Origin of the sequence: Spongiibacter tropicus DSM 19543, from assembly GCF_000420325.1 — a bacterium.
Lineage (GTDB): Bacteria > Pseudomonadota > Gammaproteobacteria > Pseudomonadales > Spongiibacteraceae > Spongiibacter > Spongiibacter tropicus.
The window spans coordinates 354,890-370,755 of sequence record NZ_ATUS01000001.1; the positions used below are offsets into that span (position 1 = coordinate 354,890).

Here is a 15,866-nt window from a genome sequence, read left to right on the forward strand (position 1 = left end):
CCCGTTTGCAACCGGGCTGTGGTGGCGGGTATTCCGAATTGTCCGCAGCAAGAGCCGCAAACCATGGGCGCCGATTTTCTAGAATTGTTCTCGGATAATAAGCGTAAATATTAGCTATGTGTCGCTTTTTATCAAGATTTTGAGCGCAGCAATAGTGTTAAGTACCACACCTTTGCGTAAATTGTCGGCAACTATCGCACAACGAAAAACCGTGTCACTTTGGCGATCAAGGGTCAGATTGCTGATATCGATACCCTCGCTCTCGGCCAAACCGGCCGGACTCGCCAGCTCACCATCATCTCCGGGAAAGAGACGGAAACGCTCATCGGCCAACAAGGTCGCCCGCAATTCAGACAGCACTACCGGTGCATCGCACGCTACACGAAGCATCACACAGTGCCCGTAAAATACCGGCGCCAGCATCGATTGGCAGCTCACTTCCACACTCTGCTCTGTGCTGCTGAGCAAGCGGCCAAGATTGTGTTCAATCTCGGCGCTGACATCCGCCGACAGAGGCAGGACATTGAAGGCGATCTGAGCACCCAAGGCCGATTCTTCGAGCCCCTGGCCGTTGAGCAGTCTCGCGCTCTCTGCCGCCAGCGCATTTACTGCTGTCTGACCGGCCGAGGACACTGGCTGAGCAACGGCCAGATCGACGCGACGAATGCCCGGCACAACGGCCAGCACCGCTGCCACATGAGCACTTACCGCATCGGCAATCGCCAATACGCGAGCATCGCGATCCAGAGCGCCACCTGCAAACAAGGGCACGTCGTCGCGCTGGGCCAGCACATCACTGGCATCCAGCACGCAACACGCAGATGCCTCAGCGCGCTCGATCATATCGGGCTGGTGGGTTCCCGGCATCAGCAGCAAGAAGCTGAACGCCGCCGGGTCCAGCGCATCCAGCGACCGAACATCCAGAGGTCTGCCTGCATACATCGCTGGCTCGTAGTCATCAGCTGAAGCACTGAACAGCTTTACGGTATCCACTACCGCCGAATCCGACAGTGCTTCCAGCAGTTGATCAAGCGCCAGACTGTCGCCCGCAATAATCGCCAGTGAAGTCATCAGGCAATATCGCCGCGAATAATACGCAACATGCGACGCAGCGGCTCGGCAGCGCCCCACAGCAACTGGTCGCCCACCGTAAAGGCGGACAGATACTGGCTGCCCATATTCAGCTTGCGCAGACGACCGACAGGAACACCCAATGTGCCGGTCACGGCGGTCGGCGTGAGACGCTTCAGGGTTTCGTCGCGGTCATTCGGCACCACGTCCACCCAGTCATTGGCACTGGCAATGATCTGCTCTACATCGCTCATTGCCACCTCTTTATTCAGCTTGATGGTCAGCGCCTGACTGTGGCAACGCATCGCACCGATGCGCACACAGGTGCCGTCAATCGCGATGGGGGACTCACTGCGACCCAGAATCTTGTTGGTCTCGGCCTGCCCTTTCCACTCTTCTCGGCTCTGACCATTTTCCAACTGAGTATCAATCCACGGCAGCAGACTGCCCGCCAGTGCGTGACCAAACTCATTCGTCGGGAAAGCATCAGCACGCATGGCCTCGGCCACTTTGCGGTCGATATCGAGGATATTGCTGCGCGCGTCCGCCAGTTCCGGGGCCACAGCATCGCGAATGGCGCCCATTTGGCTGATCAGCTCGCGCATATTTTTGGCACCGGCACCACTGGCCGCCTGATAGGTCTGGGCACTGACCCACTCCACCAGACCTTCGCGGAACAGGCCGCCGATCGCCATCAGCATCAGGCTGACGGTGCAGTTACCGCCGATGTAGTTCTTCACACCGCGCTGCAAGCCATCTTTCACCACATCAAGGTTGACCGGGTCAAGGACGATGATCGCGTCATCGGCCATGCGCAGCGACGATGCCGCATCGATCCAGTAGCCCTGCCAGCCGCTGGCGCGCAGATCGGCGAACACGGCCTTGGTGTAATCGCCACCCTGGCAGGAAATAATCGCGTCCATTTCCGCCAGCGCAGAAATATCATGGGCATCTTTCAACGGTGCCGTTTCACGGCCGATATCGGGCCCCTGACCACCCACGTTCGAGGTGGTGAAAAACTGCGGCTCAATACCGTCAAAATCGTTTTCGTCCAGCATGCGACCCATCAGCACCGAGCCGACCATGCCGCGCCAACCTACAAATCCTACTTTCATATTCGTTCTCCTCTTGCCTTAATGAGGGGCGCCTAGCGCCCATGGCATTGCCCGCGCCGTGCGCGGGATGTTGAACACGACTCAGGCTTAGCCCAACGCCGCCAGAACAGCATCACCCATCTCTGCTGTGCTCACTTTTTTGCAGCCTTCTGAATAGATATCGGCGGTGCGCAGCCCCTGATCCAGTACACGGCTGACCGCATCTTCAATCGCCTGAGCGGCCTCGGGCTCAGACAAGGAGTAACGCAGCATCATCGCCACCGACAGAATCGTCGCCAGCGGATTGGCAATACCCTGCCCGGCGATATCTGGCGCACTGCCGTGACAGGGCTCATACATACCGCGACCATTCACATCCAGCGATGCCGAGGGGAGCATACCGATAGATCCCGTGAGCATTGCCGCTGCGTCAGAAAGAATGTCGCCAAACATATTGCCGGTGACCATCACGTCAAACTGCTTGGGCGCGCGAATCAGCTGCATCGCCGCATTGTCCACGTACATGTGGCTCAGTTCGACATCCGGGTAATCCTTGGCCATTTCCTCAACCACTTCCCGCCACAGCATAGTCACTTCAAGCACATTGGCTTTGTCGACACTGCACAGGCGGCCGCCGCGCTTCTGCGCCAGCTCGAACGCCACTTTGGCGATACGACGAATCTGTGATTCATCGTACACGTAGGTGTTAAAGCCTTCGCGTTCACCGTTCTCCAGTTCGCGAATACCTCGTGGCTGACCGAAGTAAATGCCGCCGGTTAATTCACGGACGATCAGAATATCCAAACCAGCAACCAGCTCGGGCTTCAGCGAGGACGCATCGGCGAGCTGCGGATAGAGGATCGCCGGGCGCAGATTGCCAAACAGATCCAAACGCTTACGGATCTCCAGCAAGCCGCCTTTTTCAGGGCGCTCCGCGGGGGGCAGGCTGTCCCATTTCGGCCCGCCTACCGCGCCGAGAAGAATCGCATCAGCGGCTTCACACTTGGCAAAGGTTTCGTCGGGCAGTGCTTTGCCCACCGCGTCAATCGCCGCGCCGCCCAGCAGAGCTTCATCCAATTCCAGATTGAGTTGCTGACGCTCATTGATCGCTTCCAGCACTTTGCGGGCTTCCGCCATAATTTCCGGGCCGATACCATCACCAGCCAGCATCAGAACCTTGCGTGCAGTCATTTCAGACACCTTGATTTTCCTTTCAAAAATACGGGGTTTATGCCGAGTGCTCTCGGAACAGCCAGGGCGACTTTTGCTGCCAGGCCTTTTCAAATTCACGGATGTCATCGGCATCCTGCAACGTCAGGCCGATATCATCCAAACCGTTAATCAGGCAGTGCTTGCGGAAGGCATCAACCTCGAAGGCAATCTCTTGGCCGTCCGGCGTACGGATACACTGCGCAGGCAGGTCAATCGTCAGACGATAGCCTTCCTCGGCATACATGGCCTTGAACAGTGCATCGACTGTCTCTGCTGGCAAAACGATAGGCAGAATGCCGTTCTTGAAACAGTTGTTGAAGAAAATATCCGCAAAGCTCGGCGCGATAATACAGCGAAAACCATAATCTTCCAGCGCCCATGGGGCGTGCTCGCGACTGGAACCACAGCCGAAGTTTTCGCGAGCCAGCAGAATCGAAGCACCCTGATAACGAGGCTGGTTCAGCGGGAAATCGCTGTTCAGCGGACGGCCTGTACAATCCTGCCCGGGCTGGCCCTCATCGAGGTAGCGAAGCTCATCAAACAGGTTGGGACCAAAGCCGCTGCGCTTGATCGACTTGAGAAACTGCTTGGGGATAATCATGTCGGTATCGACATTGGCGCGATCCATCGGTGCCGCCAAGCCATCTAACTGCGTAAATGCTTTCATGCCTGCTCTCCTCCATTCCAGTCGCGCACATCAACAAAATGGCCGGCGATCGCCGCTGCTGCCGCCATCGCCGGGCTTACCAGATGGGTGCGACCACCGAAGCCCTGACGTCCTTCAAAGTTGCGGTTGGACGTAGATGCGCAATGCTCGCCCTGCCCCAGCTTGTCGGCATTCATCGCCAGACACATGGAGCAACCCGGCTCGCGCCACTGCAGACCGGCTTCAGTAAAGATCTTGTCGAGACCTTCCGCCTCGGCCTGCTTTTTCACCAGTCCACTACCGGGAACCACCAGCGCTTCCTTGAGGGTCGACGCGACTTTTTTACCCTTGACCACCTCGGCAGCCGCGCGCAGATCTTCAATACGCGAATTGGTACAGGAACCAATAAAAACGCGATCAAGCTGGATATCCGTGATCGACTGCCCGGCATTCAAGCCCATATAGCTCAGCGCACGCTCACACGCAGATCGCTTGACCGGATCATTAAAATCGTCGGGAGAAGGCACCTTGGCATTCACCGGCGCCACCATTTCCGGACTGGTCCCCCAGGTCACCTGCGGCTCGATACTGGCGCCATCAAGTTCAATAACTGCGTCAAAATGCGCACCGTCATCACTGTGCAGGGTTTTCCAGAACGCCACCGCCTGGTCCCACTCAGATTCGTTGGGCGCATAGGGGCGACCTTTCACGTAATCAATGGTGATATCGTCTACGGCAACCATGCCGACGCGCGCCCCGGCTTCAATGGCCATATTGCAGATCGTCATACGACCTTCCATGGACATATTGCGAATTACCTCACCGCCAAACTCGATCGCATAGCCAGTACCACCTGCGGTGCCGATTTTGCCGATTACCGCCAGTACGACATCTTTTGCGGTAACGCCGGGGCCGAGTTCACCATCGACGCGTACCAACATATTTTTACTTTTCTTCTGAATAAGGCACTGGGTCGCCAGCACATGCTCCACTTCAGACGTACCGATGCCATGAGCCAACGCGCCCAAGGCACCGTGAGTCGCTGTATGGGAATCGCCACACACAACGGTCATCCCCGGCAGTGTAGCGCCCTGCTCAGGCCCCACCACGTGAACAATCCCTTGTCGCTCGTCGTTGATGGAAAACTCGGTAATACCGAACTCATCGCAGTTCTCGTCGAGGGTTTTCACCTGAATGCGTGACACTTCATCTTGAATGCCCGCCACACCGCCGCTGCGTTCCGCGGTAACGGTGGGGACATTGTGGTCGGGCGTTGCGAGGTTAGCACCGGTCCGCCAGGGACGGCGACCTGCCAGACGCAATCCCTCGAAGGCCTGCGGCGACGTCACTTCGTGGACCAGTTGACGATCAATGTAGATCAACGCGGTGCCGTCATCGCGCTCTTTTACCAGATGCGCGGCCCATAACTTGTCGTAAAGCGTTTGTGCGGCCATAAATCGTCCCCCTGACGTTTTGCTGATGGCGCAATTTTACGCAGCGACCAAAAATAAAACAAATTCATAATTTTCATTATTTGAATTCCAAAATGGAATAGATAAGATGACAGCATGGACACTCAAGCCTTAACAGCGTTCCTGAGCGTAGCCGAATTGCAGTCCTTCTCAGAGGCAGCAGAGAAGCTTCACCTCACGCAGCCTGCGGTGAGCAAACGTATCGCCACTCTGGAAAAACAGCTGGACTGCCGGCTCTTTGACCGAATCGGTCGCCATGTGCACCTAACCGAAGCGGGCCGCTCCCTGCTGCCTATTGCCCAGCGGGTCTTGCAGGAACTGCGCAATGCCCGCCGCCAGATCAACGACCTTCGCGGCACCGTGGCCGGACGCCTGACCATGGGCATCAGCCACCATATTGGCCTGCATCGCCTACCGCCGGTATTGCGGGAATTCACCCGACGCTACCCTGCCGTGCAACTCGATATCGATTTTATGGATTCAGAGCTGGCTCACCAGCGGATTCTGCAGGGCGAAATGGACCTGGCCGTGATTACCCTCTCACCCAGCCAGGAGGAAAACCTGAGTTTTATTCCCGTATGGGAAGACAGCCTGACTGTCGCGGTCTCCAACGATCACCCTCTGGCTGACGCACGACAAGTGAATATTGCGATGCTCAGCCAGCACATCGCCATTCCTCCGGGCCTAAACACCTATACCGGGCAGATTATCAAACAGTTATTTGATGATGCCGGACTGGAAATGGAAATTGGCATGTCCACCAATTATCTTGAGACGATCAAGGTGATGGTCAGCATCGGCCTGGGCTGGAGTATTCTGCCGCATACCTTGCTGGACAGTAGTGTGACCGCCCTGTCGTTGGAAGGCGTGGACTTGCACCGCACGCTGGGCTGCGTCCACCATCGCAAGCGCAGCTTATCGAACGCCGCCGAAGCATTTATCGACCTGCTACCCAGCCCCTGAAGTCAAAAACGCTGCAGGCGTGCTTTAAGTTGCTCAAACTGCTCAGGGGTATCCGCGTCCAGGTAGATTCCTTCATCCTGTACGTCAACGTCATTCAGCCGCTCGGCATTCGCCTGTATCAATGCCCGGGCACCAAACTCTCCGTCCAGCGCCAGAAGCTCCGGCCAAAATTGCCGACCAAAGGCCACCGGATGCCCGGTCTTTCCCGCACAACGCGGTCGAACTATACAATCGCTTGCCGCCGCCTGCGAGACCGCGGCTACGGTTGAGATCCGTAACAGCGGCAAATCTGCCGGCATCACCAACAGCGCATCGGGTAATGGCGTGTTCCCACCCGCCCCTTGCGCAGCTAGCCATTGAGCCAAGCCCTCCGCCAGCGAACTCCCCATACCTTGATGAGCACGAGTGGCATACCAGCAGCGGCCGATAGACGTCTCTCCAAGCACAAGATGTCGATCGGTATCTCGCAATATGGTATTCACATCGAGGCCGGCACGCGCCGCGCGTCGTTGCATCGCCGCCAACATTGAGCAGCCAGGCCGAAGTTCGGCTAAGCGTTTATCCGCCTCACCAAAACGCTGACTCAGCCCTGCAGCGAGCAGAAATATCGGTATCGCCACCGCTCAGCCACCCGCACCGCTTCTTAGCTGCACCAGCTCGGCCATCACCGCAACCGCAATTTCCATCGCCGACTTGCTGCCAATCGCCAGACCCACCGGCGCATGTAACTGCTGAATCTGTGTTTCGCTCAAATCCAGCATCGCAAGCCGCTCTCGGCGTTTACTCGACGTACGCTCAGAGCCCAGCGCACCAACGTAGAAGCACTCTTCCTGAAGGGCCTGCATTAACGCCATGTCATCGATGCGAGGGTCGTGCGTCAGGGTAATGACAATACTGTGGGCATCTCGAGCGAAGGCTGTTACCGCTTCATCCGGCATCAGGCCGGTCAACTCGACGCCCTCTGTTACCCACTGCTCCCGGCGGTCATCGCGGGGATCGCAAACTACCACGCGATAATCCATCGCCGTTGCAATCTCGGAAATACAGCGCGCCAACTCATTGGCCCCAACCAATAACAACTGAAAGCGGGGACCGAAATCTTGCTGCAACATCTCCTCGGTTAAGGTCAGAGGACACACACGATCCGGAGCAGATAGCAGCCACTCTCCACTGTTCAAATCAACGCAGCGCCGACGGCATTCCCGCGCATTCAACGCCAGCAGCAATTCCTTCATATGAGCCAAGTGTGAAGCCGCCGCTACCGGCTCGATCAAAACCTTCATTCGCCCACCACAGGGCAAACCAAAGCGCTCATTTTCCTCCGGAGTCACACCGTACTCCTGCAAGGTGCAGTGCTCTGCCGCGAGGCGGCCGTCCGCCAGCTTTTCCAGCAGATCATCTTCAATGCAACCGCCGGATAACGAGCCAGTAAACTGTCCATCGTTGTCCAAGAATGCCAGCGACCCCAGAGGGCGAGGCGACGCACCGAAGGTCGCGGCGATAGTCAGCAGCCAGCCACCTCTTCCGCTAGCCAGTGCATCAACCGCCGCAGCGAGTACCCGTTGATCTGTATTTTTCACTCGTTATTCTCAAGCCAAAACCGGCCATATTGTGCAGTGCTCGCTGGGGATAAGCAAAGTGTGCCCTGCGCCCAGCTCTGTTTAATTTCCCCATTCGCAGGCAAAAAAAACGCCGCATAAAGCGGCGTTGATATCTGGGGACAGGCGATTAATACCAGCGGTAAGTCCCCTGAATCGCAAAGCTGCGCGGCGGCTCGATAAAGCCATAATGACCGATGCTTTCAAAGACACTGTTCGCCAGTGGCGTATCGTTGGAGTAAGACACCACCGTTTCGTCGGTCAGGTTCTTCGCCAGCAGTGCAACTTCCCAGCCTGCAGCAACGTCAGCCAGCGACAGACGCAGGTTCACCTTCACGTAACCATCCTGTTCCTGGCTGGGGTCAAGGTTCTGAGATGAGTTGTAGTCACCGGTGAACACGAAGTCAGTGATACCACGGAACTCCAGATCACTGCTGACCATACGGCTGTAAGCAAAGCTTAGGTTACCTGAGTAATCGGCCACGTACTGGTTAGTTTTACCTTTATAGTCGCAGTAATTGGTACCGTTTACTTCATAGTCTGGGGTCTGCCCCTGATAGCACTGGCCGTTATCAAACTCGGTAAACTCGAAATCCAGGAATGCGAGGGCGCCGCTTACCATCAGGTGCTCGGTCAGCGCCAAGCGCCCATCCAACTCAAGCCCCATGGTGGTTGCCGCACCGGCATTACCGACGTTGAAGCCCAAAGTGCCATCGAAGATACTGACCTGCAGGTCTTCATACTCAGTATAGAATGCCGCAATATTCAGCTCGGCAGCCCCATCCAACAGTGTGGTTTTAGCACCCATCTCCAAGCTGGTGGCTTGCTCTTCTTCGTACTCGAAACTACCAACCAGAATCAGATCTTCGGTGTTGTTATCCGGACGAATGAGGTTCGCTTCCGGAGAAGCATTGGAACGCGCATCGTAACCACCGGATTTGAAGCCGCGCGACAAGGTCGCATACAACATCATGTCGTCGCTCCAGTCATACTGGAGATTAATCGATGGCGACAGATTTTGTTCGGTACGAGATCCCTTGAGATCCTGACGCTCTGCGGAGAAATTCTTCGCCACGACCGTATCAATCTCTCCGACGGGAGCAACAACACCGTTCCGGGTGAAGTCCATACGGCGGCTACCTTCCTTCTCTTCGTGGGAGTAGCGAAGGCCCAAGGTCGCGCGGAACAAATCTGTGGCGTTCCAGGTAGTCTGCAGAAACACGGAGAACAGCTCAGTATCTGTCGAGAAATTACGCGGCGTACCGAGGTCCCGAATTTCATCACCGGCATCACCAATGCCGGTAAAGCCCAAAAGGCCACCCGACAAGTCGAACGGAGGCCCTTCGCCATTGCCACCCGCTTTCTGAAGATCATCAGCGTTCAGCAAGTCTGGCAGAAGGTCGCTGTCTACACTGATGCTGTCGTAAAACTCCAGCTCGCTCTTCTGATAAAAGCCGCCAGCGATGAATTCAAAGGTCTCTCCGACAGGGGACACCCAACGAAACTCCTGGCTGAACTGATCGTAGTTCTCTTCAGCGCCGACACTGAACACTCGAGCCCCGGTGAAGTCACAGTCGCACAACTCTTCCGTGTCGTAAGCCAACAGCCCGGTGATAAAAGTGAACTGATGGCCGTCCATGTAGTAATCGACATTCAGAGTAATGTTCTGAGTATCGTTGTAACTAAAATCACCATTGGAAGACCGCTTGAAGTCCTGCTTATTGTTCAGCACGGACGAATCTTCATCGACCGTCGCCAACACAATTGGGCCGACTCCCACTTCGGTAAAGTCCAGAATTTGCCCGTAAGTCTTGCCAGTAAAACCAGCAGTATCAGAAGTAGAGGGATTATCATTGATGATTTCGATCTGGCGACCGTCGACATCGAACTTGCCCGCCTCCAACTTAAGCATCGCCGTCAGATTGTCAGTCGCGGCCCAATCAAAAATTGCGCGGATAGTCCCTTCATCTCGGCCCGGTTCATCTCGATTGAGAGTCAGGTTTTCAATATGACCATCAATATCGCGCTTGCGAATTGCCAGTCGGGCTCCCAAGGTATCCGTCAGCGGACCGGACACGATCAGGTCGATAATCTGCTCATTGAAATCGGGCTCGTATGTTGCCGAGACAGAGCCTTCAAACTCTTGTCCAGGACGCGCAGAGATCAAACTCAGGGCGCCAGCGATACTGTTCTTGCCGAACAGAATATTCTGCGGCCCACGCAATACTTCGACACGGGCTAAATCGAGGAACGGCGCACGGGTAAGCTGCGCACGTCCATAGCTCACGCCATCGAAGTACATACCGACCGACTGCTCAAAGCCGGGGTTAATACCAGAACCGATGCCTCGGATATAAATGTTGGTACCGATACCCGTTTCCGACATGGTCAAGTTGGGCACATAGGCTTGCAGGTCTTCCACCTTAGCAATACCTGCCTCAGCCATTTTTTCGCCACTGACCGCATTTACGGAAACCGGAACATCTTGCAGACTGGCGGCACGCAGTGTCGCCGTAACAATCACCTCTTCAAGAGCAGGCGCCGCGAACAACGGCGTTGCAGCTACCGACACGGCCGCCGCGAGTGCGGACCGACGAAAGCGTGATACAGTTTTCTTCAAGGTCATGTGGCCTCCAGATGCCTTGATTTATTATGAATGACAGCCCCGACGAACAGCCCGTCGATGCCATCCCCTCTAGGAAGTGCCGCCAGCAAGCGCTAACGACCCAATGTAATCGGCGACAACATATACCAATCGTTACCAATCCGCAATCATACGAAAGGCGCATAAACCCTATAATGCGCGCTTGCCTCTAGCATAGCAAAACTGCGAAACAACGACGCACTAAAGATAGCTCGCTTTTTGCAGACCAGACGCCCTCGGGTCTTGCCGCCCATAAGAGCTTTCTACGATTAAACGCCCAAGTCGATCAATTGACGATATTTTCGCCAAGTCTACCCCGGCATCCCACAGCCTCCAGCGTGAGAATTACCTATGCGGCGATTGAAATGCCATTAATCATCACAAGAATAGTGCTGAGCGGATCAGTAAATCCCCATCGCCAATCCAGCAGCCATTGCCGAGGCCAGCTCACAGGCATTCGCAATCGCTTGCTCATCCGGCGCTCCTGTGCAGCACACCGGCTCACAGACCGGCTTTAAAACGAGGCCCCTCGCGATTCTTTCCAGTTCACGAATCGCGCCACTGCCATCGTTACCGGTACAGAGAAAAACGGCATAGGGACGCACGGTATCGCGAGCGTTCGCCGGATAAAAGCAGCGATCAAGAAAGTCCTTCATCCCTCCCGGCAGTGCACCAAAGTTCTCAGGGGTAAACAGCAAGAGTCCATCGCTATCGAGTAAATCCTGGACACCCGCTTCGGCCGCACGCCTGAGCATCACGTCAGTGCCTTCCTCCTGTGCCGCTTCGGCGGCGGCATAGGCAAGCCGCTCATTGCGTCCAGACTGGCTGTGATACACCACCAATAATCGCTTAGCTGACACGAATCTCCCTCCAACAATCGAAAATCACTGCCTTACTCGCTATGCTAGCGGCCACATTGCTCGCCTCCAAGCCAGCATCACGATAGCCAGTTTTACACGGAGCCATCATGAAATACCTTCACACAATGGTTCGCGTCAGCGACCTCGACGCCTCTCTACATTTTTACTGCACTGTACTTGGGATGACAGAAATCTCACGCTATGAAAGCGAGCAAGGCCGCTTCACGCTGGTCTATCTGGCGGCAGAAGGCGATGCCACTGCGGCCCAGGAAAGCAAAACGCCAACGCTGGAACTGACTTACAACTGGGACCCGGAAACATATAGTGGTGGGCGTAACTTCGGTCATGTGGCCTATGCGGTGGATGACATTTACGCGCTGTGCAGCAAGATTCAGGACGCAGGCATCACGATTAATCGCCCGCCCCGAGACGGCCATATGGCGTTTATTCGCTCCCCCGACAACATCTCAATTGAGCTGCTGCAAAGCGGCAAAGCTCTGCCCCCTCAAGAGCCGTGGCTATCGATGCCAAACACCGGCGAGTGGTAGGTTAAGCCGGGGAGCGATCAGAAAATACCGAAGAACCAGCCGCCTTTCTTCAGGTCTTCCTCGCAACGGGCCAGTTGGGTGGTGTAGGTCTGCGCCCGCGCCGACACTTTTCCAGCGACGCGATTGAGCCACGGTTTACTCGCGAAAGTGCGGCGCTTAAAGCCGCCGTGCCCCTCGTGGTAGGCGAGATAGAGTGAGTAGGTATCCGTGTTGCTGATGCCCACCGTCCGGCTGCTGACATTGTTATACCAGCCGATAAAGTCAATCGCATCGTCAAAGTCGTCGCGGTCGGCGCCCCAGTTCCCCGATTTGTCCTTGTACCATTTCCAGGTAGCATCTTTCGCCTGCGCATAACCGTAGGCATCCGACATTCGGCCCGCGGGAATAAAGCCCAGCCAAAACTTGCGCGGCGGCTTGGCCTTGGCCACAAATCGCGATTCCTGATACATAATCGACATCATCACCGGGATCGGTGAGTTCCACCGCTTGGACGCATCCTTGGCTTCGTCGTACCAACCATCTTTTTCTTTGAAGATAGCGCAAATATCTCCGGGTTTGTGCGGCGGAGACGTTGTACACGCCGTCACGCTCAGCAGCAGTGTCAGAAGCAGTAAACGCATCATGTTTTATCCTGCCCGCTTAATACCGCCAGCAAACCGCCCTCATCGATCACCTTTACGCCCAGCTCCTCGGCCTTCTTCAATTTAGAGCCCGCATTGGCACCGGCCGCCACACAATCTGTTTTCGCCGAGACACTGCCAGCCACCTTGGCTCCCAGCGCCTGCAATTTTTCCTTGGCTTCACTGCGCGTCATGCTTTCCAGATTGCCGGTCAACACCCACGTCTGTCCAGCCATGGGCTGTTCACCTTCCTCAATGCGCTCTTCAGGCCAATGTACGCCCTGCTCGCGAAGCTGACGGATAATCTCTCGATTGTGGTCGGTCGCAAAGAAGCTGCGTATATGGCTGGCCACGATAGGCCCGACATCATCCACCGCCAATAACTGTTCCTCATCGGCAGCCATCAAGGCCTCCAACGAGACAAAGTGTTTGGCCAGGTTACTGGCAGTTGCTTCGCCAACTTCACGAATGCCCAATGCAAACAGGAATCGGGGCAAGGTCGTGTTACGAGCCTTGCTTAGCGCATCAAGCAGATTCTGCGCTGACTTTTCACCCATGCGTTCCAGCCCAGACAATTGCGCCTGTTCGAGGCGGAAAAGATCAGCCACGGAGTCGATCAGCCCGGCTTCCACCATCTGCTCAACCAGCTTATCGCCAAGGCCATCGATATCCATGGCCTTGCGGCTGGCGAAATGTTTTATGCCCTCTTTACGCTGCGCGGCGCAAACCAGGCCGCCAGTACAGCGCAGTACGGCCTCACCCGGCGCACGTTCCAGCGGACTTTCGCAAACCGGGCAACAACTAGGAATGACAATATCGCGCACATCGTCACCACGGCGCTCTGTCACCACCTGAACCACCTGGGGAATCACGTCTCCCGCCCGGCGAACAATAACGGTATCCCCCAGCTTCACACCCAGCCGCTCGATTTCGTCAAGATTGTGCAACGTGGCATTGCTGACCGTCACCCCGCCAACAAACACCGGCTCCAGCTTCGCGACAGGCGTGACCGCACCCGTGCGCCCCACCTGAAACTCAACATCGCGCAACGTGGTCACTTCTTCCTGCGCGGGAAACTTGTGAGCGATCGCCCAGCGCGGGGCACGAGATACAAAGCCCAACTGCTCCTGAAGGGCCAGCTCATCCACTTTGAACACGATGCCATCGATGTCATAGGCCAATTGATCGCGCCGCGACAACAGTTGCTCGTAGTACGCCAAACAAGCTTCTATATCATCGACCACCGCCAGTTCGACGCTAGTCAAAAAGCCCCAGCGTTTGAGCTGGGCCAGTGCACCGCTATGACTGGAAAATAAACCGTCGTCGCTCGCAACCACGCCGTAGCAGCACATCTCCAGGGGCCGCGAGGCCGTAATTCGGCTGTCTAACTGTCGCAGACTGCCCGCAGCGGCATTGCGGGGATTGACGAAGGTCTTACTGCCCTCTTCCCTGGCGCGCATGTTCAGCGCTTCGAACCCCTGCCGGGGCATGTAGATTTCCCCTCGCACTTCCAGCTCAACAGGCCAGCCTTCGCCCTGCAGTTTCAGAGGAATAGAATCGACGGTGCGCACATTGTGGGTGATATCCTCCCCGACTCGACCATCGCCGCGCGTGGCGCCCCGCACCAGCACACCGTCAACGTAAAGAAGGCTGACGGCAATGCCGTCCAGTTTCGGCTCGCAGGCGTAGTGGAAGGCCTGCCCGTCATCGAGACGTCCGCGAACACGGCGATCAAAATCCCGCAGTTCCTGCTCGGAAAACACGTTATCCAGCGACAGCATCGGCGTCTCGTGACGCACCTGTGAAAAACTGCTTAGCGGCTCGGCGCCTACGCGCTGGGTGGGAGAATCATCACTGCGCCATTCGGGATGTTCGCGCTCTATGTCCTGCAGCTCGCGAAACAGACGGTCGTATTCGACGTCGGGAATACTGGGTTCATCCAGCACATAGTAGCGATAGCTGTGCTCATGGAGCTGCTTGCGCAGGGCCTCTAGCCTTGCGCGCAGAGAAGAGTCGGACATTCAGAAGGTGCCGTGTTGCTTACATAAGGGTGAGCTGGCGGCGCTCGAAATCGCGGATACGCTGCCGGTAGTGTTCAAGCGTCTGCTTGGTCGCCACACTGTGAGTTTGATCGCGCAGCTCGCCGCCCAAGTTTTTGACCAGACAACGCGCGGTCTCCAGCATGGCCTCATAGGCTTGCATACTGTCTTCCGGCCCCGGCAAATTCATAAAAAACACCACGCCGGGTGTCGAAAAACCGTCGATGGCATCCAGGTCAAAATTGCCCGGTTCCACCAAGTTCGCCACGCTAAACTGTTCAGCGCCGCTGCCATCGGCTTTTTCAAAGCGATGAAAAATATTCATACGGCCATATCGCAGATCACACGCCAGCAACACCTGCAGCAGATCGGCGCCCTTATAGGCCTGATCTTGATCGGCGACGACATTGAGCACAATTAATTCATGGGGGGCATCGCCACTTTCCGCTTTAACGGCCGGCTCTCGACGCGGCGGCTCGGCGTCACGCTGGCGAACGCGGGGGGCGGAGATCATCTCGTCACTGAGCACACTGTCTTCTGGAGACATTTCCGGTTCGATACCCACCTCAGGCTCTTTATCTACCGTTGAGGGTGGATTTGCATATTCCTCAGCGGGGTCGCGAAACAGAATATCGTCGTCCAGTTTGCTTTTCTGAGGATATCTTTCCTCTGGTTCCTGAGGTTGAAGCGCCGGTTCCTGAACCGGTTTTGCTTCCGGCGCGTCTGCCGGGCTGTCCTGACGTGCATCTCGTTGATGCAGGCTCGGTGGCGCCTCTCTTACCGCAACGACGCGAGCCTCCCCCGGCAACTCAGGATTAACCAGTTCGTCTTCAATTTCCCGACGTTTTTTAGAGGACAGGCGAATCGTGTCCTGACGCTCGTTGCGCATGCGGCGGAAACCGTCCAGCAACACTGCAACCGCGAGCAATGCCCCAATGATAATCAACCAATCTCTGACGCTGAGATCCATTATTTTTGGCCCTTGTCTGCCTATATTTTGGCCCCGCCGAGCCCACCCTAGAATCGGCGTACTTCGAGTCTGAATGGCCAGTATTGTTCCACGCGTTCGGGGAAATATCCACCGCCTGCGACGCCCCTC

General features: G+C 56.2%; 14 protein-coding genes. 2 read left to right on the forward strand and 12 right to left on the reverse strand.

Annotation, left to right across the window (positions count from 1 at the left end):
- Window positions 1-114 precede the first annotated feature (114 nt).
- The 5 genes from G411_RS0101800 to leuC form a co-directional block, all read right to left on the reverse strand.
- The gene (locus G411_RS0101800; RefSeq protein WP_022957456.1) at window positions 115-1,071 is read right to left on the reverse strand and encodes an Asd/ArgC dimerization domain-containing protein; all 957 of its coding nucleotides are present in this window, start codon (window positions 1,069-1,071) and stop codon (window positions 115-117) included.
- Complete coding sequence (gene asd, locus G411_RS0101805; RefSeq protein WP_022957457.1) at window positions 1,071-2,186, reverse strand: aspartate-semialdehyde dehydrogenase; 1,116 nt, start codon at window positions 2,184-2,186, stop codon at window positions 1,071-1,073. Before asd ends, G411_RS0101800 begins: the two co-directional genes overlap by 1 nt.
- Before the next feature lie 87 nt (window positions 2,187-2,273).
- The gene (gene leuB, locus G411_RS0101810; protein WP_037508598.1) at window positions 2,274-3,356 is read right to left on the reverse strand and encodes a 3-isopropylmalate dehydrogenase; all 1,083 of its coding nucleotides are present in this window, start codon (window positions 3,354-3,356) and stop codon (window positions 2,274-2,276) included.
- A 37-nt stretch (window positions 3,357-3,393) separates the two neighbouring features.
- On the reverse strand, window positions 3,394-4,044 hold the full coding sequence (gene leuD / locus G411_RS0101815; RefSeq protein WP_022957459.1) for a 3-isopropylmalate dehydratase small subunit: 651 nt from the start codon (window positions 4,042-4,044) through the stop codon (window positions 3,394-3,396).
- A complete protein-coding gene (leuC, locus tag G411_RS0101820; protein ID WP_022957460.1) occupies window positions 4,041-5,477 on the reverse strand; it encodes a 3-isopropylmalate dehydratase large subunit in 1,437 nt (478 codons plus the stop codon). Before leuC ends, leuD begins: the two co-directional genes overlap by 4 nt.
- A gap of 114 nt (window positions 5,478-5,591) precedes the next feature.
- Between leuC and G411_RS0101825 the strand changes: the two genes are divergently transcribed.
- On the forward strand, window positions 5,592-6,458 hold the full coding sequence (locus G411_RS0101825) for a LysR family transcriptional regulator (RefSeq protein ID WP_022957461.1): 867 nt from the start codon (window positions 5,592-5,594) through the stop codon (window positions 6,456-6,458).
- Window positions 6,459-6,460: 2 nt separating this feature from the next.
- On the opposite strand, the gene G411_RS18955 is transcribed toward G411_RS0101825, so the two are convergent.
- The 4 genes from G411_RS18955 to G411_RS0101845 form a co-directional block, all read right to left on the reverse strand.
- Entirely contained in the window at window positions 6,461-7,078 is a 618-nt protein-coding gene (locus G411_RS18955; protein ID WP_022957462.1) for a nucleotidyltransferase family protein, read from the reverse strand.
- 3 nt (window positions 7,079-7,081) lie between these two features.
- On the reverse strand, window positions 7,082-8,038 hold the full coding sequence (locus G411_RS18960) for an XdhC family protein (RefSeq protein ID WP_022957463.1): 957 nt from the start codon (window positions 8,036-8,038) through the stop codon (window positions 7,082-7,084).
- 148 nt (window positions 8,039-8,186) lie between these two features.
- On the reverse strand, window positions 8,187-10,682 hold the full coding sequence (locus G411_RS0101840) for a TonB-dependent receptor (protein ID WP_022957464.1): 2,496 nt from the start codon (window positions 10,680-10,682) through the stop codon (window positions 8,187-8,189).
- A gap of 419 nt (window positions 10,683-11,101) precedes the next feature.
- Entirely contained in the window at window positions 11,102-11,560 is a 459-nt protein-coding gene (locus G411_RS0101845; protein WP_022957465.1) for an NAD(P)H-dependent oxidoreductase, read from the reverse strand.
- A 107-nt stretch (window positions 11,561-11,667) separates the two neighbouring features.
- Between G411_RS0101845 and G411_RS0101850 the strand changes: the two genes are divergently transcribed.
- Window positions 11,668-12,108: a VOC family protein gene (locus tag G411_RS0101850; RefSeq protein ID WP_022957466.1), complete on the forward strand. Its 441-nt coding sequence runs from the start codon at window positions 11,668-11,670 to the stop codon at window positions 12,106-12,108.
- Window positions 12,109-12,125: 17 nt separating this feature from the next.
- Here G411_RS0101850 and G411_RS0101855 read toward each other — a convergent pair whose 3' ends face one another.
- Genes G411_RS0101855 through zipA form a run of 3 tightly spaced genes read right to left on the reverse strand, consistent with a single transcriptional unit; the run spans window position 12,126 to window position 15,737 of the window.
- Window positions 12,126-12,731, reverse strand: coding sequence for a transglycosylase SLT domain-containing protein (locus G411_RS0101855; protein ID WP_022957467.1), 606 nt, complete (start codon window positions 12,729-12,731; stop codon window positions 12,126-12,128).
- On the reverse strand, window positions 12,728-14,749 hold the full coding sequence (ligA, locus tag G411_RS0101860; RefSeq protein WP_022957468.1) for an NAD-dependent DNA ligase LigA: 2,022 nt from the start codon (window positions 14,747-14,749) through the stop codon (window positions 12,728-12,730). The genes G411_RS0101855 and ligA overlap by 4 nt, the downstream gene beginning before the upstream one ends.
- 19 nt (window positions 14,750-14,768) lie before the next feature.
- Window positions 14,769-15,737 carry a cell division protein ZipA gene (gene zipA, locus G411_RS18965; protein WP_037508385.1) on the reverse strand — a complete coding sequence of 323 codons (969 nt, stop codon included), beginning with the start codon at window positions 15,735-15,737 and terminating at the stop codon, window positions 14,769-14,771.
- Between the last annotated feature and the right edge of the window lie 129 nt (window positions 15,738-15,866).

Excerpts from the sequence above, each read along its gene's own strand:
- leuD (WP_022957459.1), bottom strand. The coding sequence starts at position 4,044 with ATGAAAGCATTTACGCAGTTAGATGGCTTGGCGGCACCGATGGATCGC.
- G411_RS0101825 (WP_022957461.1), top strand. The coding sequence starts at position 5,592 with ATGGACACTCAAGCCTTAACAGCGTTCCTGAGCGTAGCCGAATTGCAG.
- G411_RS0101840 (WP_022957464.1), bottom strand. The coding sequence starts at position 10,682 with ATGACCTTGAAGAAAACTGTATCACGCTTTCGTCGGTCCGCACTCGCG.
- leuB (WP_037508598.1), bottom strand. The coding sequence starts at position 3,356 with ATGACTGCACGCAAGGTTCTGATGCTGGCTGGTGATGGTATCGGCCCG.
- G411_RS0101800 (WP_022957456.1), bottom strand. The coding sequence starts at position 1,071 with ATGACTTCACTGGCGATTATTGCGGGCGACAGTCTGGCGCTTGATCAA.
- G411_RS0101855 (WP_022957467.1), bottom strand. The coding sequence starts at position 12,731 with ATGATGCGTTTACTGCTTCTGACACTGCTGCTGAGCGTGACGGCGTGT.
- zipA (WP_037508385.1), bottom strand. The coding sequence starts at position 15,737 with ATGGATCTCAGCGTCAGAGATTGGTTGATTATCATTGGGGCATTGCTC.
- G411_RS0101850 (WP_022957466.1), top strand. The coding sequence starts at position 11,668 with ATGAAATACCTTCACACAATGGTTCGCGTCAGCGACCTCGACGCCTCT.
- asd (WP_022957457.1), bottom strand. The coding sequence starts at position 2,186 with ATGAAAGTAGGATTTGTAGGTTGGCGCGGCATGGTCGGCTCGGTGCTG.
- ligA (WP_022957468.1), bottom strand. The coding sequence starts at position 14,749 with ATGTCCGACTCTTCTCTGCGCGCAAGGCTAGAGGCCCTGCGCAAGCAG.
- leuC (WP_022957460.1), bottom strand. The coding sequence starts at position 5,477 with ATGGCCGCACAAACGCTTTACGACAAGTTATGGGCCGCGCATCTGGTA.